Below are 26911 nucleotides of genomic sequence, written 5' to 3'. Positions count from 1 at the left end.
TCCCCTCTACAACCCGGGCTGGGCCGCGAACTCATCGGGCAGACCGAATTCGCGGTGCAACCCGTCGGTGAGGAACGAGACCACCTCGGCGATGCCCGTCCCGTCGAGGCGCAGCACATCGAGCCCGGCCCAGACGTACGCCTGCCGTTTCTCGTCCCACAGGTACGTGCCGAAGGCGAGCTGACCGTTGGCATGCGCGGGCCGGAAGAGCCACCGATGTTGCAAAGGGCCGGCCAGCAGGAACTCGCGGATGGCGGCCCGCCCGCGGTACCACTCGGGCAGCGGCGGCATCGAGTACGTGGCGTCGTCGGTCAGCAGGGCCACGATCGTGTCGACGTCCGCGGCTTGCCACGCGGACGCGTACCGGTCAGCCAGGTCTTTGATGTCGGCCTCGGCCGGGACCGGATCGCCGGGCGCGGGCCGCCGCTCGGCCAGGGCGGCGCGGGCGCGCTGCAGGCTGCTGTTGACGGCCGCCACGGTCGTGCCGAGCTGGGCCGCGACCTCGGCGGCGGAGAAGCCGAGCACCTCACGCAGCAGCAACGCGGCCCGCTGCGACCCGGAGAGGTGCTGCAGCGCGGCGACGAACGCCAGCCCGATGCTCTCCCGCTGCTCGGCGGTCGCCGCCGGGCCGAGCCGCCGGTCCGGGTACGGCTCCAGCCAGGCCACCTCGGTGAGCGGCGCCCCCGGCCCGAGATCGGCGGGCAGTTCTCTGCGGGCCCGCTGCTCGATGAGGGTGAGACAACGGTTGGTGGCGATCCGGAAGAGCCACGGCCGCAGGGCGCCGGCCCGGAACGTGGACAGCCCGCGCCACGCCCGCACGAGCGACTCCTGCAGGACGTCCTCGGCGTCGTGCAGCGAGCCGAGCATCCGGTAGCAGTGCGCGAGCAGCTCGGCGCGGTGCCCGCCGACGAGTCTGCCGAAGGCGTCGGCGTCGCCCGAGCGGGCGGCCGCGAGCAGGGCCGTCTGATCCATCCGACCATGGAACCAGAGCACAACGAGCGAACGGCCGCCCGAGTGGCGCCGAAAGAGGTCAGATCTTTTTGGTTCTTTCACCGATCGACCTCGGCGACGGCGGCCACGAGACTGGACCGGTGTCGGAATCCTCATGGTACGACCCCGAGCCCGTCCGGCCGCGACACCACGTCCGGCGGCGCGACAAGGTGGAGCTCGCCGTCGCTGTCCTGCTGCTCACCAGCCTGCTCGGTCTGCTCGCCGTCGGCGTGGCCTGCGACCGGCCGGGTTCCCCCAGGCCGGCCCCGAGCCCCTCACCCTGAGCCCGGCCAGTGGTGACCGGCGCACAACTAGGGTGGCGGCATGTCGCGAGTCTTCGGTGAGGTCGCTGCCCTGTACGACGACGTCCGGCGACCCGCGGCCGGCGGGTGCACGCGGCCCTGGTGCCGCGCGGCACGCTGGCGATCTTCCACAACCGCCACGGGTACGCCGAACCGCCGCAGCAGCAGGCCATCGACCGCATCATGCAAGCCGTCGATCCCGCTCAGACCGTCGACGACCGCCCGGTGGACTGGGCGCGCGCCGACCCCGACGACAGCGGCCTGTTCACCGGCGTCCACACGGTCCTGGTCCTCGGCCGGGCCACCACCTGATCCCGCCCCTCAGCCGATCGGTGCTCAGCGGGCCGGCAGCCACTCCTGCCAGGTGGCACGGTTCGCGTCCAGCCAGCGCTTGGCCGCGTCGTCGCGGGACAGCTTCTTGACGGTGATGTCCCGGGCGACCTGGTTCTGGTCGTCGTTGGTCCACCGGAAGTTCTTGATCAGGTCGGCCGCCGGGCTGCCCGAGTCGACGAACGCCTTGCGGGCGATCTTGTCGAGGTCGTACGGCTGGTAGTCGCACGCCACCGTCTTGGGGTCGGAGTCACAGCCGGGCTTGTAGATCGGCAGCGGGATGTGCACCAGCTTGATCTCCGACAGCAGCCACTGCGGCGTGTAGAAGTAGCCGATCAGCGGCTTCTTGTCCTTCTCGGCCCGCTGGAACTCCGCGATGAGCGCGTCCTCGCTGCCCGCGTAGACCACCGTGAAGTCCAGCTTCAGGTTCTTGATCAGCGCGGCGTCGTTGGTGACGAACGACGGGTCACCGCCGAGCAGCTGACCCTTGCCGTCGGACTTGTTCGTCTTGAACTCGTCGGCGTACTTGTTGAGGTTCTTCCACTTCGTGATGTCCGGGTACTCCTTGGCCATCCACGGCGGCACGTACCAGCCGATGACGCCCTTGTTGCCGGTGAGACCCTGCTCGACCGCGACCTTCTTGTCGTCGATGTAGGTCTTCTTGAGGTCGTCGTGACCCCAGTTCTCCAGGATGGCGTCGACCTCGCCGCTGGCCAGGCCCTCCCACGAGGCGTCCTCGGTGAGGTCCTTCTCCACCACCGTGCAGCCCAGTTCCTGCTTGAGCAGGTAGCTGACCACCGCGACGTTGGCGGCGTACCCGACCCAGGGGTTCACCGCGATCGACACGGTGCCGCAGGAGGTGCGCTCGACGCCGGGCGGGGCGACGATCGCCTCGGACGAGTTGCCGCAGGCGGTCAGGGCCAGCACGCTCACCAGGGCGGCCGCGGTGCGTGCGCGCATCGTTCTCCGTTTCACAGTCATGAGCGGCTTCACCACGTCGGCACCGGCCGTTCCCGGCTCAGCCGCTTGGCCAGGACCTCCTCGGTCAGGGCGACCAGGATGTGCTTCACCGACTCGCGATAGCGCGCGTCGCACTCCAGCACCGGCACGCTCGGGTCGATGCCCAGCGCGTCGCGGACCTCCTCGAGGTCGAAGCGCTGGGACTGGTCGAAGGTGTTGACCCCGATCAGGAAGGGGATGTCATGCTCCTCGAAGTAGTCGATCGCCGGGAAGCAGTCCTCGATGCGCCGGGTGTCCAGCAGCACGATCGCGCCCAGCGCGCCGTCGACCAGGTCGTCCCAGAGGAAGGCGAACCGGTCCTGCCCGGGCGTGCCGAACAGGTAGAGCAGCAGCGCGTCGTCGAGCGTGATGCGGCCGAAGTCGAGGGCCACCGTGGTGGTGGTCTTGCCCGACACCGCCGAGGTGTCGTCGATGCCGATCGACCGCTCGGTCATCTCGGCCTCGGTGACCAGCGGCTCGATCTCCGAGATGGCACCGACGAAGGTGGTCTTGCCGACACCGAAGCCGCCACTGATGACGATCTTGACCGCCACCGGCGGCAGCGGCGCCGGCTCACTAGAGCGCCCGAACACGATCCCTGATCCTCTCGATCAATGCGATGGGGAGCTCCCCGAGCTGCTCCTCGATCCGCAGGTAGCCGTCCGTCACCAGGTCGGCGACGATGACCCGGACCACGCCGAGCGGCACCCGCAGAGCCACCGAGAGGTCCGCGATGGACATCGGTGCCTGACACAATTCGACGATGCGCCGCGATTCGAAACGCAGCGGAGCCGACAACGCGGCCGGGGCCGCGTGCAGCAGGGTCTCGATCCGCAGCCCGTCGTGCAGCGGGCGGGTGCGCCCGCCGGTCAGCATGAAGGGGCGGACGACCAGGTCGTCACCCGGTTCCGCGGCCGCGTGGGCCGGCGCGGGCGGGGGCTCCCGCCGGGAGGGCACGACCGGCTCCGCGTACGGGATCATGCGAGGGTCCGGCCCCCACTCCCCCCTGTGACTCATCGCGGCAGGTACTGCCGGGATTCGGAGATCAGCGCCGGGGTGAGCAGGGCGCCGAACCTCTCCGCCAACAGGGATATCTCGTAGCCGACGAGACCCACGTCGCTGTCGCCGCCCGCGACGACACCCAGACAGCTGCCGCCGGCGATGACCGACACCAGCAGGAAGCCCCGCCGCATCTCGATCATGATGAGCTTGAGCCCGTCGAAGTCGTAGCGCCGGGAGGCGCTGCGCGCGACGCTGGCCAGGCTCGACACGATCGCCGCCAGATGGTCGGCCTCGGCCCGGCTCAGCCCGTCGGAGCTGGCGATCAGCAGGCCGTCGGAGGACACCGCGACCGCGTCGCGGACCCCGTCGGTCTGGTGGACGAAGTTGCCCAGCAGCCAGTTGAACTGGTGCCGGTCGGCAGACGTGTCAACGCTCATGGGAACTTCTTTCGGCCTCGTCGCGGGGGTGGGGAGGGGCGGCGGTCATGGTCGGTCGGTGGCGTCGTTGCTGCCGCGCTGCATGCCGCTGCGGAAGGCGGTGAGCCGGGCGCGCACCTCGTCCGGCGAGTCGCTGACGGGCGCGGGTCGCTCGGCCGTCCGGGTGGGGACCGCGCCGGCGGGCTGGGCGGGTGCCGACGTCGCCTTGCGGGCCCGCGGTGCTCGCTTCTTCAGGCCGTTCGGGGTGCGGTCGGCCTGGTCCGGCGGTGGCGCGAAGGAGTACATGTCCATCCCGAGCGTCGAGGCGGTCATCGCCTCTTCGTAGCGCGCGGTCGGCGAGCCCGCGGTGGCCGGCTGCTGCTGCTCGGCGGGAGACGGCGGCTGACGCCGTACGGCTGGGCTGCCGGGCACGGTGACGTACTCGATCTTGCCGGGCCGGATCCGGCCGTCCGTCGCGGGCGGCGGCGGCGCGGCCGGCGGCAGGGTGAGGACCTGGGTCGCCGCCGGGTCCGACGCTTCCAGCGCCCGCGGGGCCTCCAGCGGCCGGCGCTCCTCCGGGGTCAGCCGGGGCTGGGGCGCCGGGGCGCTGACGGCCTGGACACCGGCCACGATGGACGGCGGCAGCACGATCCGCGCCGTCACGCCGGTCACCGGGGACGGCGCCAGCTGCACGTCGATGTCCATGTCGGTGGCGAGCCGGCCGACCACGTAGTGGCCGAGGAAGCGGGTCGGCGCGGTGATGAAGTCGCCCTCGCCGCGCAGTCGCTGGTTGGCCAGGTCCAGGTCGGCGCGGCTCATGCCGATGCCCTGGTCGGTGATGGCGATCAGGTAGCTGTCGCCGATCCGGCGGCCCTGGATCTCCACGTCGGCGTCCGGCGGGGAGAAGGCGAGCCCGTTCTCGACCAGCTCGGCGAGCATATGGGCGACACCGCTGACGACCGCGCCGGCCACGAGCGCGTCGTCGACGCGGCGCAGGGCGACCCGGCGGTACTCCTCGACCTCCGAGACGGCGGCGCGGATGACATCGGCGATGGGCAGCGGCTCGGACCACTGCCGGGGGCTGGCCGCGCCGACGAGAACCAGCAGGCTTTCCGCGTTACGGCGCATGCGGGTGGCCAGGTGGTCGAGCTCGAAGAGGTTGGCCAGTCCGGTCGGGTCGGACTCCTCGCGTTCCAGGCTGGTGATGAAGCCCAGCTGGCGGCGCAGCAGGTTCTGGTTGCGGCGGCCGAGGTTGGCCAGCGACTCGGTGGTGCTGCGCCGCAGCATCGCCTGCTCGGTGGCCAGCGAGTACGCGGTGGCCTGCACCCGGTCCAGCGCGTCGGCGACGAGCCGGACCTCGTCGCTGGCGCCCGCGGGCACCGCGACGGTCAGCGGCGGCGCGTCGTCATCGCCGGAGGTCGCCTTGCGGACCGCCTCGGGCAGCCGCTCACCGGCCAGCCGGTTGGCCTCGTCGGCCAGGGTGGCCAGCGGCGCGGCGATCGAGCGCGACGCGATGGTGGCCAGGTACACCGAGCCGATGAAGCAGATGATCACGGCGCCGAGCAGCAGGCCCATCCGCTGCGTGGCGTCGTCCTGCAGCGTGGCGGCCCGGGCCCGGATGACCGAGCCGACGTGCTGCTGCAGCTGGAGCATGTCGTCCAGCACGGTGGTCTGCGACGACCACCAGGACTGCGGGTTGACCTGGAGGTTGCGGCCGTCGCCGGCGTTCAGCGCCACCTGCTCGAAGTAGGTGGCGGTCTGCGCGGCGCCGGTGCCGAGCACGTAGTCCTTGGCCTTGCGCTGGGTGTCGTCCGCGTAGCGGGTGAACGTGGCCAGCGCCGCGTCCTTGGCCGAGCGCATGGTGACGAACTGCAGGAACTCACCGCGGTTGAAACCGCTGGCCGAGAACACACCGTTGAGGAAGGCCCGCTCCTGGGCGGTGCTCTCCTTGGCGTCACCGAGGGCCTCCAGCGCGGAGACACCGCGGCGCAGGGCGGGGTCGGCGGAGCTGTCCAGGCCGTAGTCGACGTTGCTCAGCTCGGCGATGCGACCTGTGTAGAAGGTGAACGTCGGGGCGCGGTCGGCGGCTCCGGCGTCGGTGCCGGCCCGGACGCCCGCGAGGCCGTCCAGCTCACGGACTGCGGTGGCGACCCGGTCCTGGGCGACGCCACCTTCGGAGATCAGATCCTCGACCTTGGCGCGCTGGTCGTCGACGCGCTTGCGGGCCGGGGCCAGCTCGGCGCGGAAGCCGACGTTGCCACCGAGCAGACCGGCGGTGAGACCGCGCTCGGTCTGCAGCTCCTGCACGAGGTCCTGCACCGCGAGGACGAGGGTGACGGCGCGCGCGGAGGCAGCAGCCGTTCGGTAGTTGTCGACCTCGGTGACGGTGATGACGCCCAGCAGCACGAGGACCGCGACGACGGGCAGGGTCAGCGTACGGACGACGCGGCGGCGGATCGTGCCGCCGGAGCGGGCCGGCCGGGGGGCCGGAGCGCCGGCCTCTCCCCCGGTCACCGGCGCGACAGTGTCGGCGTCGTGGTGGGCCTGGCGCGGGCGGGGGATCTTCATCGACGATCCGTTCCAGGAGCAACGCGGCCGGCGGTGAGGTCTACGACCGGACGACTCCGTGCGGACACGCGATTTCTCCTTCGTCGGGTGGCGGCGGTATCTGTCTGCCGCGATGGGGGGAACCGTAGCGATGAGCTGAGTCGTAAGTCCACTATGTACCGCCGTGGAATGCGGGATTACCGCATTCGTACCGGCGCAAGATCAGCTTGAGGACCGGTGGGTAGATCGGATCATTGATGAAGGGCATCAGGGTCCTGCCGGAAGGTTGCAATCAGATTTCGATCACGAAGCAAAGCCACATCGTCACTCCGGCGGGGCCCCTCGGGGGTCGCGAGTGAGCACAGCACAGCACTCGCGGCCCCCGTCGGACAGTGCGTCTGTCAGCTGGTCGCCGGAATCCACGGCTTCCAGGTGGCCTCGTGCTCGTTGACCCATTTCTCGCCGGCGGCTTCGGCGGTCATGCCCTGGTTGGTGATGTAGTCCGAGACCAGGTTCTGGTCCTCATTGGTCCACTTGAAGTTCTTGATGAGCTGGAACGCCGTGCTGTTGGTGTCGGCGAACTTCTTGCTCACGATCTTGTCCAGGACGTAGTCCGGGTAGTCACAGGCGACCTTCTTCGGGTCGGCGTCACAACCGGGGGTGTACGCGGGCAGCTTCACCCGGGCGTACTTCTCCTTGGCGAACAGCCACTGCGGCTCGTAGAAGTAGAACAGCAGCGGCTTCTTCTGGGCCGTGGCCTGCTGGGCGGCCTTGATGATGGCGGCCTCGCTGCCGGAGTAGACGACCTTGTAGTTCAGCTTCAGATTCGCCACCAGGGCGACGTCATTGGTGACGAACGACGGGTCGCCCGCGAGGAACTGGCCCTTGTCGCCCGACTCGGAGGTCTTGAACAGATCCGCGTACTTGTTCAGATTCGCGCCGTCGGTGATGTCCGGATACTTGTCCACCATCCACTGCGGCACGTACCAGCCGATCACGCCTTTGTTGCCGGTCGGCCCGAGGTCGACGGCCACCTTCTTGTCGGTGATGTAGGTCTTCTTCAAGTCGTCGTGGCCCCAGTTCTCCACGATCGCGTCGACCTCACCGGTCTCGAAGCCCTGCCAGGAGATCTCCTCCTTGAGGTTCTTCTTGTCCACGGTGTAACCCAGCTTCTTCTCCAGCAGATGACCGAGCACCGCGGCATTCGCCTCGTAACCCACCCACGGGTTGATGGCGAGCTTGACCGTGCCCTTCGAACCGGCCGCCGGCGCGTCCGAGGAACCGGCGTCGGACTTGGCACCGCCACATCCGGCCACGGCCATGCTCAATGCCGCGGCCACCGCGGTGAGCCGGATCAATTTCAGGTGTCTCATCAGGATTTCCTTCCGGATGGTGCTTACCGCCGGACGGCGGCAGAGGGGAGAGCAGAAACTCAGGTCGCCGGCCGGCGCAGGCGGTTGTCGTCGGCGCGGCGGCCCGCGCCCTGGGTGAGCCGGTCGAGCAGGATGCCGAGCAGCACGATCGCGAAACCGGCGGCCAGGCCCTTGCCGAAGTCCTCGCGCTGGGCGAACCCGGCGACGACGTCGTAGCCCAGGGCGCCGGCACCGACCAGGCCGCCGACGACCACCATCGCCAGGACCATCACGATGCCCTGGTTCGCGGCCAGCAGCAGGCCGCGCCGGGCCATCGGCAGTTGCACCTTCCACAGCAGCTGGCGCGGGGTCGACCCCGACGACACGGCTGCCTCGACCACCGTGGCCGGCACGTCGCGCACGCCGCGCTCGACCAGGCGCACCACCGGCGGCACCGCGTAGATCACCGCCGCCACGATGGCCGTGAAGCGGCTGGCCCCGAACAGCGCCACCGCGGGCAGCAGGTAGACAAACGACGGCATGGTCTGCGCCGCGTCCAGGACGGGACGCATGACCAGTGCGAAACGGTCGTGCCGCGCACCGAGCACGCCGAAGACGACGCCGAACGCCATCGTGGCGACGGTGGCGACCAGGACGGTGGCCAGCGTCTGCATCGCGTGCTGCCACAGACCCAGACCCACCAGCCCGGCCACGGCCACGGCGGCGATCGCGGCAGCCCGCGGGCCGCTACTCAGCGTGCCGAAGATCAGTACGGCCACCAGGAACAGCCACCACGGCGTCGTGGTCAGCACGGTCTCGATCGGGTCGAGCAGGACGGCGCTGACGACGTTCTTCAGGCCTTCGGTCGCGTCGTACCAGTGGAACTCGACCCACCGCGTCGCCTCGTTGACCGGGACGGCGAACGAGGCCCGCCAGCCGGCCGGGAACTCAGCGCCCCACGACGACATCCGGCCCAGCACCGTCACCGCCACGACCGCGACGACGGCCACCAGCGGCCCGGCCGCCCGCAGCCGGGCGGACCGGTGGTTGGTCGGTACGGCCCGCTGCGCGGCGTGGGTGGTGATCCGGTCGAGCACGACGGCGAGCACGACGATGGCCAGGCCGGCGTCGAAAGCCGCGCCCACGTTGACCCGTTCCAGCGCCTGCACGATGGTCTGCCCCAGGCCGGGCGCGTCGATCAGCGCGGTGATCACCACCATCGACAGCGCCATCATGATCGCCTGGTTGACGGCCAGCACGATGGTCGGCCGGGCCAGCGGCAGGCGCACCTTGCCCAGCAGCTGCCAGCGGGTGGAGCCGAGCGCGGTCGCCGCCTCCACGGTGGACTTCGACACCTCGGTGATGCCCAGCGCGGTGATCCGGATCGCCGGCGGGATGGCGTAGATCAAGGTGGCGATGGTGGCCGCGGGCGAGCCGATCAGGAAGAGCAGCGTCATCGGGGCCAGGTAGGCGAACGTCGGCATGATCTGCATGACGTCGAGCACCGGCCGCAGCGCCGCGCCGATCGCCGGCACCCGGGCGGCGAGCACCCCGAGCGGTACGCCGATCAGTACCGCCAGCAGCACGGCGGACAGCGTCAGCACCAACGTGTCGACGCTCTCCTCCCACAGCCCGAGCACACCGAAGCTGAGGAACCCGGCGACGGCCAGCAGCGCGATCCGCCAACCGGCCACCACCGCGGCGAGCGCACCGGCGGCCGCCACGAGTCCGGCCCAGCCGAGCCCGTACAGCGCGGCGTGCACGGTGTCGACCAGCAGGGAGACGCCGAGGCGGAGGTAGTTGAAGCCGTACAGGAACAGCGGGCTGGTGTCCCGGTTGGCGTCGACCCAGTCGCGCAGCTCGCCGAAGAACCGGAATGCCCAGGCGTTGTCGTCGTCGGCCGGGGCCGAGGTCCGCACGAACAGATACACGGCCGCGGTGGCCAGGGCCAGCAGCAGAACCAGCATCCGGCGGCCGGGCAACTTCCGTCGCGGCCCGCGGGCGGCGTCGTCCGGTGCCGGGTCGGCCGCCTCAGCCGGAACGGGAACGTCCGTGACAACGGTGCTCATGCCATCACCTCCGCTGGCGCTCCGGTGATGACATCCGTCGGGCGCTGCGTTGATGATTCGCTCGCAAGCTCGCTCATGCCGGCACCGGCGGACGGTGCCCGATCAACGCGGGCAGCAGCTGCTCGGCGTCGACCACCCCGATCCGCTCCTCGCCGTCGACGACCGGGATCGGATGGGGGGCCCGCAGCACCCGCTCGATGGTGTCGCGGATGACCGTGCCGGCCGGCAACGGCTCGTCCTCGAGCACCTCGTCCGGTGCGGCGGCCCGGGTGATCCAGCGCAGGGTCAGCACGTCGGCGCGGGGCACCTCGCGGACGAAGTCGGCCACGTAGTCGTCGGCGGGCGCACCGACCAGCTCCTCCGGAGTGCCGACCTGCACGAGTGCGCCGTCGCGCATGACCGCGATGCGGTCGCCGAGACTCAGCGCCTCGGCCAGGTCGTGGGTGATGAAGACCAGCGTCTTGCCGACCTCGGCGTGCAGGCGCCGCACCTCGGCCTGCATGTCCCGGCGGATCAACGGGTCCAGCGCGCTGAACGGCTCGTCGAACAGCAGCACCGCCGGGTCCGTGGCCAGCGCCCGGGCCAGGCCGACCCGCTGCTGCATGCCGCCGGACAGCTGGTCGGGGTACTGATTCTCGTGACCGTCGAGGCCCACCAGGGTCAGGACCTCGGCGGCCCGGCGGTGCCGTTCCGCCTTGCCGACACCCTGGATCTCCAGCCCGTACGCGATGTTGTCGACCACCTGCCGGTGCGGGAGCAGCCCGAAGTGCTGGAACACCATCGCGACCCCGTGCCGGCGCAGCTCGCGCAGGCGTTTGGGGCTCATCGCCCGTACCGCCTCACCGTCGATGTGCACCTCGCCGGCGGTCGGCTCGATCAGCCGGGTCAGGCACCGCACCAGCGTGGACTTGCCGCTGCCGGACAGTCCCATCACGACGAAGACCTCGCCGGGCTCGACCGCGAAGCTCACGTCCCGGACGGCGGCCAGGCAGCCGGTCTTCGCCCGCAGCTCGGCCCGGGACAGCTCCGCCAGTGGCGTGCCGACGACCTTGTCGGCCTTGGGGCCGAAGACTTTCCACAAGTGGTCGACAGCAATGGTGGGCGGCATGGCGGGCCTCGCTGTTCAACTAGAGGATTCGGCGATGAGGTCGGCGGCGCGTTCGCCGATCATCAGCACGGTCACGACCGGGTTCACCGAGGTCATGGCCGGGAAGACGGACGCGTCGGCGATCCGTACGTTGGCCAGGCCGCGCACCCGCAGCTGCGGGTCCACGACGGCGGCCGGATCGTCGGCGGCGCCCATCCGGCACGTGCCGGCCGGATGGTAGACGGTGTGGTGCGCGGCCCGCCCGTACGCCGAGAGCTCCGCGTCGGTCTGCAGCTCGGGGCCCGGCGCGATCTCCCGGGCGATCCACGACTTGAACGGCTCGGTGGCCGCGACCTGCCGGGCGATCCGCAATCCAGCAATGATGGTCTGCTCGTCGTAGCCGTCCGGGTCGGTGAAGTAGCCGAAGTCCAGCGCCGGCTTGACCTGGGGATCGGCGCTGGTCAGCCACAGCCGGCCGTGACTGCGCGGGCGCGGGATGTTGGGCGTCATCCCGAAGCCGTGCGCGGGCACGTCGTAGCCGAGCCGCTCGGTGTTGGTGGTGAACGGGATCTGGTAGAGGTGGAACATCAGATCGGGCCGCGGATCGCTCTCGTCGCGGCGGACGAAGAGACCGGCATCGGAGTCCATGGCGGTCTCCAGCGGCACCGGCCGGGCGGCCTCCCACAGGATCAGCGACTCGGGATGGTCCAGCAGGTGCTCACCCACTCCCGGCAGGTCCAGCGCGACGTCGATGCCGAGCGAGCTGAGCTGCTCGGCCGGCCCGATCCCGGAGAGCAGCAGCAGCCGCGGGGTGTCGATCGCGCCCGCCGACAGCACGTACTCGTGGGCAGCCGTCAGGGTGCTCTCGACGCCGTCCTTGTCGCGGACCCGCACGCCGGTGACCCGGCCGCCGTCGGTGTCGAGGTGATAGGCCCAGGTGTCGGTGAGGACAGTCAAATTCGGGCGATCCAGGTACGGGTGCAGGTAAGCCACCGACGAGGACGACCGCACCCCCGTCTCGGGGTAATAAGCCACCGGAAAGAAGCCGGTGCCGTCGGCGAACGGCTCGGCGTTGAAATCGTCGTGGACCGGCACGCCCAGCGCGGTGTGACAGGAGGCGACAAAAGCCTCGGTCAACGCGTTCCGGTCCTTGGGCGCGACCGGCTGGACCTGGATGAGCAGCCGCTTCCACAGCGGCAACATCTCCTCGTACGACCACCCCTGCGCCCCGGCGTCGACCCAGTCGCGGAAGTCCTCGGGTGGCGGCAGGAAACTGATCATCGTGTTGTGCGAGGAACATCCGCCGAGCACTTTGGCCCGCGAGTGCCGGATGTAGGAGTTGCCGCGGGGCTGCTCGACCGTCGGATAGTCGTAGTCGTACTCCGACTCCAGCAGGCTCAGCCAGTTCTTGAGCTGCAGCACCCGGTCGTCACCGACGTCCGACGGGCCACCCTCGACCAGGCACACCCGCATCCCCGGGTCGGCCGACAGCCGCGACGCGACGACCGCGCCGGCCGTACCGCCGCCGACAACGACCACGTCGAAATCCTGTGGTGCCGAGGTCTCCAGTGCCCTGCTCCTGCCGCTCGCTCGCAGTGGATCACGGATCCACCTGTATCGACGGCTGAGATACGGCACAACCGCCGAACCGCCGCCATAGGATTGAGGGGTCGGCCCACAGTGGTCAATGCCGACGCGAGAGTTTTACCAGAGCGCAATGAGTGTTTCGGCCCTTAACATGGCGGAATCAGGCCGGTAAACAGGCCCTGAGCTGGGCGTGCGTCAAGATCTGGTACCGGTTGACAGCCGGAGCCGTAGCAGCGCCGACATCTTTCACCATGCGCGCGGCCGGCGCCGGACGGCCGCTCCGCCGGACCGGCCGCTATCGTTGAGCCAGGTCTCCCCGCCGGTGTACCGTCCCGGCCCCTCTCACCAACAGAAGCGTCCACGTGACACCTCTTTCAGGTGACGACCCGGTCAATCAGGCTAATCCGTTGGTGAAAAAGCACGCGAGAATGCTGCGCCAAGGCGCCTGAGTAGTCCGGGAAAAATTACCGATACAGCCCCTTGGCGGCGGCCCGGCCGTCCGGCCGAGTTGTGATCAACGGCAACGCCTGATAGCCACAGCAGGTTCCCAGGTAAGCCGCCCAGCCGCAGGTGAAGGCAGTCATGAAGCGGCTTGATCTTTCACATTGCGGTCAGCCGTCGGGATTAGCCCGGACGGCGCGAACCAGCGGTATCGCCGTCTCGGATAGGACAAACGGAAGCACTATCGCCGCGCTGCCCAGAATCGGCCATCTTTGTCGCAGCGCCGGAACGCCCCCGCGGCGCCACAAACAATCGACAAGTGCACCGGACGTCGACTTTCCGCGACGTTGCGGAAGTCGCACGACCAGCCGTTCCAGGAGGAACTCCCCATGCGCAAGATCACCAAGCGTTCCGCTGCCATCATCACCGCCTCGATCGTGGGGGTGGGAGCACTCGGCGGCGTCGCGATGGCGAGCGGCTGGCTGGTGGAGGGTAAGGGCACCGCCCAGGCAGAGACCTCCGAGGTCAAGGAGATGTTTGCCGATGCCTTCCTCAACGGGAAGGCCTACCCGGGCCTCAAGACGACCGCCAAGGCCTACGTCGACAACAACAACGAGTTCCCAGTGATCATCGACAAGGTCGCCATGACCGTCGAGAACGGCAAGCCGAAGATCGAGGCGACGAAGAACGGAGTCAGCAACACGGCATGCCTGACCAAGCTCGGCACGATCGGCGAGGCGCCCTTCGCCGTCAAGCCGGGCGTGAGCAAACTGCCGGTCAAGGCGAACACCCAGGACACCGTGCTTGACGACATCGAGGTGACGGTCTCCGAGAAGCTGCCGCTGGAGTGTGCGAGCACGACCTTCAAGATGTACTTCACCTTCTCCGGCACGAGCACGGTCGAAAAGGGCTGAGCGAGGCCTGGCGATCGGCAAAGACGGTAGGCGGCTCTTGACATGCCGCCTGCCGTCCCGTGAGGGGAGAATTTTGCGTCGGATCGGCAACCTAGTCGCGGCCGGCATAGCGGCGGCTGGCATCTCTATCGCCGCGGCCTCAGCCGGACCCGCCACCTCGAGCGACGGCGAGATGGTGGTCACTTCCAGTCGGGGCAGCGCGGCAGGTCACGGGGACAAGCCCTTCGCTATCTCGGTCAAGGGCGGCAAAGTGCGCGGACTCTACCCCGGCGTCACCAAGAACATGACGCTGCTGCTCGCCAACCCTTATCCGTTCGATCTCAAGGTCAACAAATTACGTGCCGTCATCGCCTCATCCTCCCGCTCTCGCTGCCGTCCAGGGCCGGGGACCGTCGTGACGCGGCCCTACACCGCGAAGTTGCCGGTGGTAATCCCTGCCCGCTCCAAGAGGGAAGTGGGCGCCATCCCGATCGCAATGCCCGCGGATGCACCACAGGCTTGCCAGAGGACGTCCTTCACGATCCAGCTGAACGGCACAGCGACGAAGGTGAGCCGATGAGGTCCATCGCGAAGTCCACGCTGGTCGCTGTCGGCGCAGCCGCAATCGTGTTCGGCGGGTCGGTCTACGCCTTCGCGGACTGGGCGGTCGCCATCACCCCTAGTGTGATCACGGTCAAAACGGTCGCGATGCCCGCGGGACATGCGCCGAGTGTGGCGAAAAGCGGAAAACGAGCGGACATCGAGTGGGTTGGCAACAAGATCGCTCCGGGTGTCGAGGTGCAAAGCTACGTCGTCACGCGGTTCGGCGCCGGTAATCCGGTCGTGGTGTGTGATCGAGTAACCGCCACTTCCTGCAAAGACAAACTTGTTCCGGGCGGCACCTGGACCTGGCGGGTGCAGCCGGTATTCGAGACCTGGATCGGTGACCACAGCGCTGACAGCGTCACGCTCACCTTTAGTGGGCCGCCACCCACTGCCGCTGAGCTGGTCAGCTCCACCTCGTCGGCCGCACCCGCCGCGACCCCCGGTGCACCCACCGCCGGGACCGCCGCCGGCGATGACGCCAAAGCGGTGACGTCGCCACCGGCATCAACGACCACCGCTGCCAAGCCACCCGCAGTCATCGACCCTGAGCCTGAGGAACCCGACGCTCCGCCGCCGGCCGCGGAGGAGAGCAGTCCGGTCGATCCGGCCCCGTCGGTCACTCCGACGGACGACAGGAAGTAGTTCATGAGTTCCCGTGGCCCTCGGCGTCCTCCATGGCGTCGGGGGCTACGTGCGTTTTCCGGTCCCGACACGGACGGGTTAGGCCCATTCCCCTGCGGCGGTGGACAGTTGTCCCATTCCCCGACGCCCGCCTTCTGCGGCATGGTGGACGGGCAGATATGAACGGCTTTCCGGCATCCGGCGGAAACAGTGACGGTCGGCGGTTTGCTGTGGCGCGCTTCCGGTGCTAGTGGGGCATAGTGCCTGACCTGCGCGTTTACCGATCGTTACATGAATCGGGAGGGCGGGCGGTTTCGCGTTCCGGCGTACCCCCTGCGGGTTAAGCCGGACAGACTCTCCTGCCCGATTTATGCGCCGGGAACGGCGGACGGATCACCGATCACAGCGCACCGGTATTTGCGGGAACGTGGTAACTGCAATTGAGGCTCTCGCACCATCGCAGGAGGATGCTCCGTATGCGCAAGCTCAGCAGACGGTTCGCCGCCGCTCCGATCGCCGCTGTTCGCAGGTTCGGCGCCGGCGAGGTGGCGCTGTGATCCGTGATGGGCTGACCAGGCGCGAGGTTCTGCACCGGCGCGAGGACGAGGTCCGGCCGCCGGACGTGGTGCCGGTGGAAAGCTCCACCGTCGAGGAAATGCGGGCCGTCGAGGCAATGCGGGCCTTCGATGACGAGCCCGCCGGTGACGTGGTCGCCGCCGCCCGGCCGCCGGGGTTCCTGAGCCGGCTCGACGCGCGTACCCGGTCGATCCTCTCCGCCGCCGCGGTTGCCGCCGTGCTGGTCAACGCCGGCGCGGTCTGGGCCTACTGGCAGATCACCGGGTCGGAGACGGGCCGGGCGAACGCCGGCGCGGTTGTCGAGCTGAACCTGCGGGGCCGGTCCGATCTGAACAAGCCGCTCACCCCGGGCAGCACCGGCAACCTGACGGTGACGCTGACCAACGACAACGACTTCCCGATCCGGATCACCTCGGTCGCGCCCGCACCCGGCACGATCATGGCCGACGACGAGCACCGGGAGAACGGCTGCGTGGACCACGGGGTCACGGTCGCGCAGGATGCCGTCGCAGTGCGCTGGGACGTCGAGCGCAACCATGTCGGCGCGTTCATCGTGCCGGACGGGCTGGCGATGGCCGCGACCTCCAACCCGGCCTGCGAAGGTGCCGTCTTCACCGTTCCGGTGCTGGTCAGCGGGGTTGCTGGCGTCAGCTGAGCGCGGTGACCGTACGCGTCGCACTGTCGTAGGCCCGGGCCTGCACGAAGCGTCCCCGGGCGACCGGCAGGTCCCGCAGCTCGGCCGCGTAGCGGGAATGGTCCTTGGCCCGCAGGACCAGGCTGATGTGCGGCGTCCAGGCGCCCGGCGCATGTTGCGGATGACGATCCGTGCCCGTCAGCGCCCGCCACACCTCGGCCTGGAGGTCACGTAGCGCGTCCGTCGCCGCCACTCGCCAGACCACCGCGCGTTCGAAGAAGATCAGGCCGTCGAGCACCGCCTCGACCGGCAGCCCGGCGAGCGCGGTGGTGACCTCGGGCGTCAGCCGGTCGGCCGCGGCCAGCGTCAGGTGCGGCCGGTTGGTGGGGTGCCGGTGGGTGGCCAGGCTGGGCAGACCCGCTGCGTGCAGGCGCTGCCAGACCGAACGGACCTGGCCGTCGAGGGCGGGATCCAGGGTGAGCTCGACCGTGTGCATCAAGCCACGGTGTCACGGCGGCGGCGGCGATCAACCCGCCGCCTCCGCCGCACCTGATGACACCCGGGCCGAGGCCCGGTCGGCGCGCCGCCGGTAACAGAGCGTGGGCAGGCGGTACGCCGGAGTGAAATAATAGCGCCGATCTGCAACTTGCACTACGCCCGTAGCCGGTCCACGTTGCGCAGCGTGCGCGGGGCCGCCGGGTGCCGCTCGATCAGCGGGACCGGGGGCAGCGGCGGCAGGGCGCTACCGGTGACCGAGTCGTAGAGGTGCGCGCGGGCGCGTTCGATCGCCACGTCGGTGAGCTGCTCGTCGCGGGAGGCCTTGCCGATGCCCTCGGCCATCACCCGTGAGGTGGCCTCCGCGTACCGGCGCATGTCCTTGAGGCCCTGCTCGTAGCCGATCGCCGCCTCGTGCTCGTGGCCGCGGGCCTGGCGGGCCTCCTCGCGCTCGTACGCGTTGCCGTGCGAGACGAACTTGAGCCCCACCGCCGCGCAGTCCAGGGCCACCAGCAGCAGCGCGATGCCCAGGTAGAACACGCCGATGCCCCAGAAGTCGCTGGTCACCAGGTACCACATCGCCTTGGTGCGGGCACCGAAGCCGGCGTCGGCCCGGATCGCCTCCGCGTTGACCGTACGCTGCTCGGCGATCTTGGCCGTGAGATCGGCCTGTTCCGCGGCGCGCGCGGTCCGGGCGGCCTTCTGGGTGTCCTGCAGCCGGGCGGCCTGCGCGTCCAGCCGGGCGGCCTGGTCGTCCAGCCCGCGCGAACGCTTGACCAGCGTGTCGCAGTAGCCGCCCACCGGGCAGCCCGCCTTGCGGGAGACGCCGTCGCCCTCGGAGTCGGCGATGGCCTGCTGGTAGAGCTTGCGGGCATCGCGGCGCTTCTCCGCGGCCCGGGTGTTCAGCGCCTGCACGGCCCGGTCCTCGGCCACCGTCTGCTTCTTCAGCTCCTGCAGCCGGGCGTCGTACGCGGCGATCGCCCCACCGACCTCGATCACGCTGATCTGCTGGTTGTGCACGTCGTTGAGCCGGTTGTCGATCTCGCCCTGATAGCGCGCCAGCATCAACGGCTCGGTGATGATCACGGCGAACAGCAGTGCCAGCGTGATCCGGCCCGCGTACAGGCCGAAGGTCGGGCGGCGGAGCAGGTCCTTGGGGTCGGGCGAGTCCAGGCGCTCATAGTTGATCGCCACCCGGCCGACCACCGCCCGGTCGTACGCCACCACCCCGGTCGCCACCAGCGGCCCGACCAGCCACTGCCACCAGGGATGGGTGTAGTTCGCGCTGGCGTCGACGAAGGCGGCACCGCCCACGGTCGCGTACACGAAGTAGAGCACGATGAAGACGCCGATCGAGCTGTACAGCACCCGGTCGGAATGGGTCGTCACGCTGTCCGGGTTCACGTTGGCGATCCGGAGCAGCAAGCGACGACGCATAGAGCCGAGTCTCGCCGATCACAGTGGCGCGCGGGCCGAAACGGGTGGATCGCGGCGGGCCGGGGGTAAACCTGGTAGTACGCAACGGCCGACCCTCCCGAGGAGCAGCATGGCTTCCGCAGTGCCAGACATCACTCTCAACGACGGCCGTACCATTCCCCAGCTGGGCTTCGGCGTCTTCCAGGTGCCGCAGGCCGAGACCCAGGCGGCCGTCGAGACGGCCATCGAGATCGGCTACCGGCACATCGACACCGCCCAGATGTACGGCAACGAGCACGGCGTCGGCGCGGCCCTCGCCGCGTCCGGGCTGAGCCGCGACGAGTTCTTCGTGACCACCAAGCTCAACAACGGCGCGCACCTGCCGGACGACGCCCGGCGCGAGTTCGACGCCTCGCTCAAGGCGCTGGGCACCGACTACGTCGACCTCTTCCTGATCCACTGGCCGCTGCCGGGCCGCTACGACGGCGACTTCAGCCAGACCTGGCGCACGCTGGAGGAGTTCTACCGCGACGGGCGGGCCCGCTCGATCGGCGTCTCCAACTTCACCCAGCACCACCTGGGCCGGCTGTTCGCCGAGACCACGGTGCGGCCGGCGGTGAACCAGATCGAGATCCACCCGTACCTGACCAACGACGCGCTGCGCGCCTTCAACACCGACCACGAGATCGCGAACGAGGCGTACTCGCCGATCGCCCAGGGCGCGGTGCTCGACGACCCGGCGATCGTGACCATCGCCAACGAGGCCGGCAAGACCCCGGCGCAGGTGGTGCTGCGCTGGCACATCCAGCGCGGGGACATCATCTTCCCGAAGTCGAACACCGCCGAGCGGGTCCGGGAGAACTTCGAGATCTTCGACTTCGAGCTCGACGGCGGCGCGATGGGCACCATCACGGCGCTCGACCGCGGCGAGCGCGGCCGCACCGGCGCCAACCCCGACACCATGAACTGGGTGCCGGAAAGCTAGGACCGGACCTGGGCCGGGCGGGTCCGGCCCAGGCCGTGGGCCCAGATGCCCAGACCCACAAGCGGCAGGAGTACGCCGAGAGCGCAGACGCCGGTCCACCCGTACGCGCCGTAGAGCACGCCGGTGACCGCCGACGAGATCGCGCCCCCGACGAAGATCGTGCTGACGAAGACGGTGTTGAGCCGGGCACGGGCGTCTGCGCGCAACGCGTAGACCTCGTGCTGGCTCAGCACCTGGTGACACTGCACGGCGAAGTCCAGCAGCACGGCGGCGGTCGCGAGCAGCACAACACCCCGCTGCCCGGCCAGGGCCAGCCCGAAGGACAGGGCGGCGAGCAGCAGGGCGGCGCCGCTCGCGCTGCGGCCGTACCCCCGGTCGGCGAGCCGGCCCGCGATCGGGGCCGCCGCCGCGCCGCCCGCGCCGACCAGCGCGAAGACCGCGATCTGCCCCTGACCGAAGCCGTGCTCGGCGATGAGCTGGTAGGCGATCGCGGTCCAGAAGGCGCTGAACGCCCCGAACATCGTCGCCTGGCAGAGTGCCCGTCGCCGCAGCACGGGCTCGTGTCGGACCAGCTCACCGAGGCTGGCCAGCAGCGACCGGTAGCCGGCCGGATGATCAGGGCGGCGCAGCGGCAGCACCCGGCGCAACACGAGGGCTAGCCCGAGCATCAGGACTGCCGAGATGACGTAGATGGCGCGCCAGCCCCACAGCTCGGCGACCAGGCTGGACACCGTGCGGGCGAGCAGGATGCCGAGCAGCAGGCCGCTCATCACCTGGCCGACCACCTTGCCCCGGTCCTCGGGCGGAGCGAGGTGGGTGGCCAGCGGCACCAGCACCTGAGCGACCACCGAGGTGACGCCGACCAACACCGACACGACCAGGAACACGGCGAAGACCGGCGAGAACGCGGCGAGCAGCAGGGCCGCCGCAGTGCCGAGCAAGGTGCGGCTGGCCAGCGTCCGGTTTTCCAGCAGATCGCCCAGGGGCAGCACGAACAGCAGGCCGAGCGCGTAACCGGCCTGGGTCAGCGTGACGACGACCGCCGCCGCGCTGCGGCTGACCCCGAACGACGTCGCGATCAGGTCGAGCAGCGGCTGCGAGTAGTACAGGTTGGCGACGGTCAGCCCACAGGCGGCCGCCAGCACCACGGTGACCGCCCGGCTGAGCCGCGGCGACGCCGCGGTGTGGATCGTCATGCCCCGGCGGCTACTTCAGGGCGGTGGGCTCGGTGATGGTCACGCGGACCAGCACCGACGCGTGCACGGTCTGCACCTGCGGGTCGACCTCGAGCGCCAGGTCGGCCTCCGGGGCCCCACCGAACGCGGCCATCCGCATCATCGGCTGCCCGCCCCCGCCGGCGTTCTCATCGGCGATCTCGACCAGCCGGTCCACCTGCGCGCCGACCGCCTCGGCATACTCCCGGGCGCGGCCGATCGCGTCGGCGATGGCGGCCCGGCGCACCTCCGCCCCGGCCCGGCTGCCCGGCCGCAGCTGCCACCAGGGCCCGGACAACGAGGTCTGATCCCGGTCGGCCAGGCGCAGCAGCAGCTCACCCAGCACAGCGAAGTCAGTCACCGTCACGGTCGTGGTGACGCTGCCGGTGTACGCCGAGATGCGCTCGCCGCCCCGCTTGAGCTCGGGGTGGACCTGCACGCCGGAGGTCTCGCGGCGCTCGATCGCCTCGGGAAAATCGTCGAGGTGGGTGCGCAGCTCGGCGGCCCGCTCGGTGAGCCGGGTCAGCGCGGTCTGCCGGTCCTTGTCCCGCGCGGAGACGGTCACGGAGAAGATCGCCAGCTCGGGCGGGACCTCCCGGGTCGCTTCACCACGGACGACGATCATCGGTTGCTCGGCCATGCCCCGACGCTACCCGCCGGGTCCGACAAACCCGGCCGGATGCGAGCCCGACCTGATCGGCCGCCAGCCGGTGCCTACCCAGCAGTCCGGCGGGATCGGGCGAACACGACCCCCGCTCCCACCGCAGCCAGAAGCAGCACCACCCCCGCGGCCACGAACACGAACGGCGGGATACCACCGTCCTCATCGGTCGGTCCGGCATCCGAGACCGCCACAGGAGCCCCGGCCACCGGCGGCGTGCTGGCCGCGGCGCCAGGCTGCGAGGCCGTCAACGCAGCCAGCAGATCCAGCTGCCCAGCGCCGTAGTAATCGTCCCGGCCCTTGTCCCCCCGGTCGATCGCCGTTGCCGTGAGGCGCTGCACGACGTCCGCAGCCGACAGGTCGGGATACTTCGAACGGATCAGCGCCGCCGCACCGGCGACGATCGCAGCCGCGCCGCTGGTGCCCGTGCCGGTCACGTACTTGTCGTCGGGGGCAGGCGCCGGGATGTCAACGCCGGGAGCCACCAGATCGACCTGGGGCCCGTGGTTGGAGAACTTCGCCACCTTGTTCGCCCGGTCCACCGCGCCGACCGTCAGCACCTCCGGGTACGCGCCCGGGAACTCCATCTCGTTGCCCTTGTCGCCGGTGTTGCCGGACGTACCGACCAGCACCACGTCCGCCGCCGCGGCCTCACTCACCGCCGCCCGCAGGCTTTCCCCGTCGGCGATGTCGAAGGCCATGACGATCACCTTGGCGCCGTGGTCGGCGGCCCAGCGGATGCCCTGCCCGACGAAGAACGTGTCGTTGGCCGGGGAGATCGGCATGATCTTCGCCCGCGGCGCGATGCCCAGCACGCCCTCGTCGTCGCCGTGCCCGCGTCCGGCGATGATGCCGGCCATCCCGGTGCCGTGCCCGTTGGTGTCCAGGTCGCCCACCGGCTTGTTCTGCACGACCTGCCGGCCGGGCAGTACGGCACCGCCGAGGTCCTGATGGGTGCCGTCCACCCCGCTGTCGAGCACCGCGACGACGACGCCGTCGCCCTTGCTGATCTGCTGGGCCTGCGCGACCTTGAGCGGCGCGAAGAACCACTGCTTGGCCCGGGCCGGGTCGGCCGAGGCCGGGACCGCCGAGCCGGACACGACCGCAAGAGCCGCGAGACCGGCCAGGATGCCCTGCACGGTACGGCCACCGGCCAGCGTCACCCGTGCCGTCCGATGACGTTCGGGCCCGGGTCGTGCCGCGCGGTGTCCGAGCCGGGTGCGATCACCGGGTCCACGCCCTCGGCCACGCCCCACGGGTTGTCCGGGTCGAACGGCGGCTGCTCACCGTCGCCCGCCCGACGACCGCCACGGGCGCCGCCCGGCATTCCCGGCAGGCCGCTCGTCCCGGTCGTACGGGCCGTGCCCACGGGCTCGTCCGGCAGCCAGGACGGTCGGGGCGGCCGCACCGGCTCGGCCCCACGCCGCTGGCCGGGAGCACGTCCGGCCGCGCCTCGGGCAGCACCGCCAGGTCCACCGACCCCGCCCAGGCCCGCACCGCCTCGCCCGGTCCCGCCCAGGCCCGCGCCGCCCAGACCCGCGCCGCCTCGCCCGGCCCCGCCGCCGGCGCCCCGGCCCTCGCCGGCCACCGTCTCGCCGATGACCGCACCCGAGGGCAGCGCCTGACGCCCGGCAGCTCCCGGACGGGCACCCGGTCGAGCTCCCCGGCCGATTCCGCCCGGGCCGAGGCCGCCGGCGCCCGATCCACCGGTGCCCAGTCCGCCCGCGCCTCCGCCGGTGCCGGTGCCTGTGGCACGCACGCCGGGTTCGATGCCGCCCACACCCGTACCGCGCACGCCGGCCGGTCCACGGCCCGGCGTTCCGCCCGTGCCCAGCGGCCCCACGCCGCCGACCCCTGGGCCGACGATCGGACCCACCGGCGGCACGAGGCCCGGGCCGCTGCCGCCGGGCGGAAGCACTCCAGGCGGATTCACCGGACCCGGATTGACCACCGGCGGGTTGATGACCTCCGCAAGCCCAGGACCGCTACCGCCGCCGGCCGGTCCCTCCGGGACGATCGGATCGCGACCGGGCAGCGGCGGCACCGGATCATGCGGCACCGGCACGCTCACCGTGCCGCCACCACCCCGTCCTCCGGACGATCCGGTCGCGCCAACGGCGCCCGGCGAGCCGCTGCCCGAGCGATCGTCGTCCGGGAGCGTCTCCCCCTCATAGCGGGGATCGACCGGGTCCAGCACGTACGGGTCCGGAACGCGCAACCGGGCCACGTTGTCCTGCACGACCTGCTCGGCCGTGATCATGTGAGCCTGGGCCTGCTTGTCCAGCTCCTCCTCGGCGTTGTCCCACCACGCCGGGACCAGGTCGTCGCTCTTCTGCTTGTACTGCTCCCAGAGCGGCTCGATGTTCTTCTTCGCCTGGCGCAGGGCCTCCAGGATGTTCGCCAGCCCGGTGGCCGTGTCGTCGGCCTCGGTCTTGGCCGCGTCCATCCGGCCGATCAGCTTGTCGACCTCGGCCACGAACGCCGCCGCCGAGTTGTTCTGCTCCGGCGGCCAGGCGCTCACCAGTGCCTCGCGGGCCTTGAGCAGCAGAGCCCGCTGGTCCTTCATGGCACCCGAGATCTCGCCCCAGGCGGACACCTGGCGCCAGGCCTCCGGGTCGTCCTCGTCCTTGACCATCGCCCACAGCCGGGGCGTGTTGTACGACCCCCAGGCCGTGCACCAGCTGCTGTTCAGCACCGGCTCGGTCACAGCGCCACCGCCTTGCCGTTCGGGTAGCGCGGATGGGCGGCCTGCTCGGCGGCGATGCGGGCGCGGCGGGCCTCCTCGGCGGCGCTGAACAGGGCCTGCTCGACGCGCTTGGTGCCCTCGGCCGAGCGGGCGTCGGTGGCGTCGAACTCGGCGGCCACCTTCTCCGCCGCGGCGGCGAGCAGGCGGGCTGCGGCCAGGAAGTTGCTGAGATTTTCGGTGGACGCGCTCAGGCTGCGGGCGTACCGCTGCTTGGCGGCGTGGACGCCGCCGCTGGCGTTCTGCGCGCCGAACGGCACGCCGTCGAGCGGAAGGGTCGCCCGGCCCACCGCCGGCTCGGTGATGTTGTCGACGTCCGCCCGTACGTCGGTGGCGAACTTGGTGAGCCCGCCCGTCTCCACATTGATGCCAGGATCGCCCACGACGCCTCCCCGTAGCCCCGTCGTCACAACGCCATGAGAGTAGCGACCGCGAGCGATGCGCGGGTACCCCGAACCCCCGCGCGGGGTCAGCCGGCGGTGAGGCGGGTGACGGCCGCGGCGACACGTTCGTCGGTGGCGGTCAGGGCGATCCGCACGTGCCGGGCCGCGGCCGGGCCGTAGAACGCGCCGGGTGCCGCCAGGATGCCGCGTTGGGCGAGCCAGTCCACTGTCGCCCAGCAGTCCTCGCCGCGGGTCGACCAGAGGTAGAGCCCGGCGGCCGAGTGCTCGATCTCGAAGCCCGCCTTGAGCAGCGCCTCCCGTAGCGACTCCCGGCGGGCGGCGTAGAGCGCCCGCTGGGCCGTCACGTGCGACTCGTCGCCGAGGGCGGCCACCATCGCCGCCTGCACCGGGGCGGGCACGATCATGCCGGCGTGCTTGCGGACCGCCAGCAGCTCGGCGATCAGCGCCGGGTCGCCGCCGAGGAAGCCGGCCCGGTAGCCGGCCAGGTTCGACCGTTTGGACAGTGAGTGCACGGAGATGACGCCGGTGTAGTCGCCGCCGCAGACCTCGTCCGAGAGCACCGACACGGGCTGCTCGTCCCAGCCCAGCGTCAGGTAGCACTCGTCGCTCACCACGACAGCACCGCGCTCGCGCGCCCAGTCGACCACCTTGCGCAGGTGGTCGGCCGGGAGCACGCGGCCGGTCGGGTTCGACGGCGAGTTGATCCAGACCATCTTCACCCGGGGGTCGGGCCCCAGGGCGAGCGTGGAGTCGGAGCGGACCACCTCGGCGCCGGCCAGGCGCACCCCGACCTCGTACGTCGGGTAGCAGACCTGGGGGATCACCACGACGTCGCCGCGGCCGATCCCGAGCAGCGTCGGCAGCCACGCCACCAGCTCCTTGGAGCCGATCGTGGGCAGCACGCCGAGCCGGCCGGTGGCGCCGCAGGTGCGGGCCAGCCAGTCGGCCATGGCCGTGCGCAGCGCCGGGGTGCCGGCCGTGAGCGGGTAGCCCGGCGCGTCGGCGGCCTCGGTCAGCGCCGCCCGGATCAGCGGCGGGACCGGGTCGACCGGGGTGCCGATCGACAGGTCCACGATGCCGTCCGGGTGGCCCGCCGCAACCTGCTTGGCGGGCTGCAGCAGGTCCCAGGGGAAATCGGGCAGCGAGGCCGACAGCACGGTCAGTGCGCGTCCCCGCGCGGCGGCTGCGCCGTCACGAACGGGGTGTCCTTGTCGATCTTGCCAACCTTGGAGGCGCCACCCGGCGAGCCGAGATCCTCGAAGAACTCGTAGTTCGCGTTCGTGTAGTCCTTCCACTGCTCCGGCACGTCATCCTCGTAGAAGATGGCCTCCACCGGGCAGACCGGCTCGCAGGCTCCGCAGTCGACACACTCATCGGGGTGGATGTAGAGCATCCGATTGCCCTCGTAGATGCAGTCGACCGGGCACTCTTCGATGCATGCCTTGTCGAGCACATCGACGCAGGGCTCAGCGATGATGTAGGTCACGGATCTTTCCCTTCCAGAGCCACGCCGCGGGACACCGCGGCGTTACGGGCAGAGCCTAGTATCTCGCCGGGAGGAGGTGGCACGTGCTCCGACGGCAGGATGTGGGACACCGGGTGGTGGTCCGCCGAATTGTAGGCGTTTCCCAGGATCGCCCACTTTTCACGGACGCGCTCGGCGAGCTGGTCGAATTGACCGAGACGGAACTCACTCTGGCCACCGCCCAGGGCACTCTGCGCGTACCGCTGCGGGAGGTGCACCGCGCCAAGCGGGTGCCCGCCGCCCGCCGGCCGCCCGCCGCCGACGTGATCGCCCTCGAGCTGGCGGCCAACGACGCCTGGCCGGCGCCGACCCAGGCCCGGCTGGGCAGCTGGATCCTGCGCGCGGCGGACAACTGGACCGGCCGGGCCAACGCGGCCCTGCCGATCGGCGACCCGGACCGCACGCTGGAGGCCGCCATCGACGCGGTGGAGCAGTGGTACGCGGCCAAGGGCCAGCAGCCCATGATCAACACACCGATGCCGCTGGCCGCCCCGGTCAACGCCGCCCTGGACGCCCGCGGCTGGACCTCCCGCCCGCTGGTGCTGGTGCAGACGAGCGCGGTGCAGTCGCTGATCAGCGATGTCGAGGCCCGGCGGGACCTGCCTCCGGTCGAGCTGGCCGACTCCCCCACGGACGCCTGGCTGGCGATGGTCTCGGCGCACAAGGGCCGCCTACCCGCTGCGGCCCGGCACATTCTCACCGCCGTGGAGGAAGTCGTCTTCGCCTCCGTGCAGGACGAGGACGGCACCCTGCTCGGGGTCGCGCGCGGCGCGGTGACCGGTCCCGGCCCGGGCCGCTGGCTCGGCGTCTCGCTGGTGCAGACGGCACCCGCGGCCCGCCGGCGCGGCCTGGGCCGGCACGTGATGCGCGCGGTGGCGCAGTGGGCGACCCAGCGCGGCGCCGTGCGCGCCTACCTCCAGGTGGAGGAGCGCAACACGGCGGCGGTGGCGCTCTATCAGGGGCTGGGCTTCAGCACCCACCACACCTACCTGACCCGCGAGGCTCCGCTATAGGGG

At 70.7% G+C, this 26911-nt stretch carries 27 protein-coding genes; 8 read left to right on the top strand and 19 right to left on the bottom strand.

The window, feature by feature from the left end; translation table 11 throughout:
- Nucleotides 1-6 precede the first annotated feature (6 nt).
- On the bottom strand, nt 7-972 hold the full coding sequence (locus ACZ6S4_RS13955; RefSeq protein ID WP_465475280.1) for an RNA polymerase subunit sigma-70: 966 nt from the start codon (nt 970-972) through the stop codon (nt 7-9).
- Nucleotides 973-1091: 119 nt separating this feature from the next.
- On the opposite strand from ACZ6S4_RS13955, the gene ACZ6S4_RS13950 reads away from it, so the two are divergent.
- Together ACZ6S4_RS13950 and ACZ6S4_RS13945 are read left to right on the top strand one after the other, a co-directional pair.
- The gene (locus ACZ6S4_RS13950) at nt 1092-1274 is read left to right on the top strand and encodes a hypothetical protein (protein ID WP_360824957.1); all 183 of its coding nucleotides are present in this window, start codon (nt 1092-1094) and stop codon (nt 1272-1274) included.
- A gap of 105 nt (nt 1275-1379) precedes the next feature.
- A complete protein-coding gene (locus tag ACZ6S4_RS13945) occupies nt 1380-1604 on the top strand; it encodes a hypothetical protein (protein WP_465475279.1) in 225 nt (74 codons plus the stop codon).
- A 24-nt stretch (nt 1605-1628) separates the two neighbouring features.
- Here the strand turns inward: ACZ6S4_RS13945 and ACZ6S4_RS13940 are convergent, their stop codons facing one another.
- From ACZ6S4_RS13940 to ACZ6S4_RS13900, 9 genes are all read right to left on the bottom strand, one after another.
- Nucleotides 1629-2582 (bottom strand): ABC transporter substrate-binding protein, encoded by a 954-nt coding sequence (locus ACZ6S4_RS13940; protein ID WP_465475278.1) that lies wholly within the window; start codon nt 2580-2582, stop codon nt 1629-1631.
- Between the two features lie 29 nt (nt 2583-2611).
- Nucleotides 2612-3217 (bottom strand): GTP-binding protein, encoded by a 606-nt coding sequence (locus tag ACZ6S4_RS13935; protein ID WP_360547038.1) that lies wholly within the window; start codon nt 3215-3217, stop codon nt 2612-2614.
- The gene (locus ACZ6S4_RS13930; RefSeq protein ID WP_246595443.1) at nt 3198-3602 is read right to left on the bottom strand and encodes a DUF742 domain-containing protein; all 405 of its coding nucleotides are present in this window, start codon (nt 3600-3602) and stop codon (nt 3198-3200) included. Before ACZ6S4_RS13930 ends, ACZ6S4_RS13935 begins: the two co-directional genes overlap by 20 nt.
- 32 nt (nt 3603-3634) lie before the next feature.
- The gene (locus tag ACZ6S4_RS13925) at nt 3635-4060 is read right to left on the bottom strand and encodes a roadblock/LC7 domain-containing protein (protein WP_125804641.1); all 426 of its coding nucleotides are present in this window, start codon (nt 4058-4060) and stop codon (nt 3635-3637) included.
- Between the two features lie 45 nt (nt 4061-4105).
- On the bottom strand, nt 4106-6607 hold the full coding sequence (locus ACZ6S4_RS13920) for a sensor histidine kinase (RefSeq protein ID WP_465475277.1): 2502 nt from the start codon (nt 6605-6607) through the stop codon (nt 4106-4108).
- 380 nt (nt 6608-6987) lie between these two features.
- A complete protein-coding gene (locus ACZ6S4_RS13915) occupies nt 6988-7959 on the bottom strand; it encodes an ABC transporter substrate-binding protein (RefSeq protein WP_465475276.1) in 972 nt (323 codons plus the stop codon).
- Nucleotides 7960-8018: 59 nt separating this feature from the next.
- The gene (locus ACZ6S4_RS13910; RefSeq protein ID WP_465475404.1) at nt 8019-9905 is read right to left on the bottom strand and encodes an ABC transporter permease; all 1887 of its coding nucleotides are present in this window, start codon (nt 9903-9905) and stop codon (nt 8019-8021) included.
- A 175-nt stretch (nt 9906-10080) separates the two neighbouring features.
- On the bottom strand, nt 10081-11115 hold the full coding sequence (locus ACZ6S4_RS13905; protein ID WP_465475275.1) for a quaternary amine ABC transporter ATP-binding protein: 1035 nt from the start codon (nt 11113-11115) through the stop codon (nt 10081-10083).
- Between the two features lie 15 nt (nt 11116-11130).
- Nucleotides 11131-12633: a GMC family oxidoreductase gene (locus ACZ6S4_RS13900; RefSeq protein ID WP_465475274.1), complete on the bottom strand. Its 1503-nt coding sequence runs from the start codon at nt 12631-12633 to the stop codon at nt 11131-11133.
- A gap of 878 nt (nt 12634-13511) precedes the next feature.
- On the opposite strand from ACZ6S4_RS13900, the gene ACZ6S4_RS13895 reads away from it, so the two are divergent.
- The 4 genes from ACZ6S4_RS13895 (at nt 13512) to ACZ6S4_RS13880 (ending at nt 16473) form a co-directional block, all read left to right on the top strand.
- A complete protein-coding gene (locus tag ACZ6S4_RS13895; RefSeq protein ID WP_465475273.1) occupies nt 13512-14036 on the top strand; it encodes a hypothetical protein in 525 nt (174 codons plus the stop codon).
- A gap of 172 nt (nt 14037-14208) precedes the next feature.
- A complete protein-coding gene (locus ACZ6S4_RS13890; RefSeq protein WP_465475272.1) occupies nt 14209-14595 on the top strand; it encodes a hypothetical protein in 387 nt (128 codons plus the stop codon).
- Nucleotides 14592-15263, top strand: a complete 672-nt coding sequence (locus tag ACZ6S4_RS13885) for a hypothetical protein (RefSeq protein ID WP_465475271.1) — start codon at nt 14592-14594, stop codon at nt 15261-15263. Before ACZ6S4_RS13890 ends, ACZ6S4_RS13885 begins: the two co-directional genes overlap by 4 nt.
- Nucleotides 15264-15795: 532 nt before the next feature.
- Nucleotides 15796-16473 (top strand): hypothetical protein, encoded by a 678-nt coding sequence (locus tag ACZ6S4_RS13880; RefSeq protein ID WP_465475270.1) that lies wholly within the window; start codon nt 15796-15798, stop codon nt 16471-16473.
- On the opposite strand, the gene ACZ6S4_RS13875 is transcribed toward ACZ6S4_RS13880, so the two are convergent.
- Together ACZ6S4_RS13875 and ACZ6S4_RS13870 are read right to left on the bottom strand one after the other, a co-directional pair.
- Nucleotides 16466-16948: a 2'-5' RNA ligase family protein gene (locus ACZ6S4_RS13875; RefSeq protein ID WP_465475269.1), complete on the bottom strand. Its 483-nt coding sequence runs from the start codon at nt 16946-16948 to the stop codon at nt 16466-16468. The two genes, ACZ6S4_RS13880 and ACZ6S4_RS13875, sit on opposite strands and share 8 nt — an antisense overlap.
- Before the next feature lie 155 nt (nt 16949-17103).
- Nucleotides 17104-18384 (bottom strand): DUF4407 domain-containing protein, encoded by a 1281-nt coding sequence (locus ACZ6S4_RS13870; protein WP_465475268.1) that lies wholly within the window; start codon nt 18382-18384, stop codon nt 17104-17106.
- 109 nt (nt 18385-18493) lie between these two features.
- Between ACZ6S4_RS13870 and ACZ6S4_RS13865 the strand changes: the two genes are divergently transcribed.
- On the top strand, nt 18494-19348 hold the full coding sequence (locus ACZ6S4_RS13865) for an aldo/keto reductase (protein ID WP_465475267.1): 855 nt from the start codon (nt 18494-18496) through the stop codon (nt 19346-19348).
- Here the strand turns inward: ACZ6S4_RS13865 and ACZ6S4_RS13860 are convergent.
- From ACZ6S4_RS13860 to fdxA, 7 genes are all read right to left on the bottom strand, one after another.
- A complete protein-coding gene (locus ACZ6S4_RS13860; protein WP_465475266.1) occupies nt 19345-20544 on the bottom strand; it encodes an MFS transporter in 1200 nt (399 codons plus the stop codon). The genes ACZ6S4_RS13865 and ACZ6S4_RS13860 overlap by 4 nt on opposite strands.
- Nucleotides 20545-20554: 10 nt before the next feature.
- Nucleotides 20555-21202: an SIMPL domain-containing protein gene (locus tag ACZ6S4_RS13855; RefSeq protein WP_465475265.1), complete on the bottom strand. Its 648-nt coding sequence runs from the start codon at nt 21200-21202 to the stop codon at nt 20555-20557.
- 74 nt (nt 21203-21276) lie between these two features.
- Nucleotides 21277-22386 (bottom strand): S8 family serine peptidase, encoded by a 1110-nt coding sequence (locus ACZ6S4_RS13850; protein WP_465475264.1) that lies wholly within the window; start codon nt 22384-22386, stop codon nt 21277-21279.
- Nucleotides 22383-23930: a hypothetical protein gene (locus ACZ6S4_RS13845; RefSeq protein ID WP_465475263.1), complete on the bottom strand. Its 1548-nt coding sequence runs from the start codon at nt 23928-23930 to the stop codon at nt 22383-22385. Before ACZ6S4_RS13845 ends, ACZ6S4_RS13850 begins: the two co-directional genes overlap by 4 nt.
- Nucleotides 23927-24349 carry a hypothetical protein gene (locus ACZ6S4_RS13840; RefSeq protein ID WP_465475262.1) on the bottom strand — a complete coding sequence of 141 codons (423 nt, stop codon included), beginning with the start codon at nt 24347-24349 and terminating at the stop codon, nt 23927-23929. Before ACZ6S4_RS13840 ends, ACZ6S4_RS13845 begins: the two co-directional genes overlap by 4 nt.
- Nucleotides 24350-24435: 86 nt before the next feature.
- Nucleotides 24436-25527, bottom strand: a complete 1092-nt coding sequence (gene dapC, locus ACZ6S4_RS13835; RefSeq protein WP_465475261.1) for a succinyldiaminopimelate transaminase — start codon at nt 25525-25527, stop codon at nt 24436-24438.
- 2 nt (nt 25528-25529) lie between these two features.
- Nucleotides 25530-25856: a ferredoxin gene (fdxA, locus tag ACZ6S4_RS13830; RefSeq protein WP_125804627.1), complete on the bottom strand. Its 327-nt coding sequence runs from the start codon at nt 25854-25856 to the stop codon at nt 25530-25532.
- 83 nt (nt 25857-25939) lie between these two features.
- Between fdxA and ACZ6S4_RS13825 the strand changes: the two genes are divergently transcribed.
- On the top strand, nt 25940-26908 hold the full coding sequence (locus tag ACZ6S4_RS13825; RefSeq protein WP_465475260.1) for a GNAT family N-acetyltransferase: 969 nt from the start codon (nt 25940-25942) through the stop codon (nt 26906-26908).
- The last annotated feature ends 3 nt before the right edge of the window (nt 26909-26911 follow it).

It is taken from the genome of Actinoplanes sp. NPDC051405 (assembly GCF_055586185.1).
This window is presented reverse-complemented; position numbering and strand designations above follow the sequence as displayed.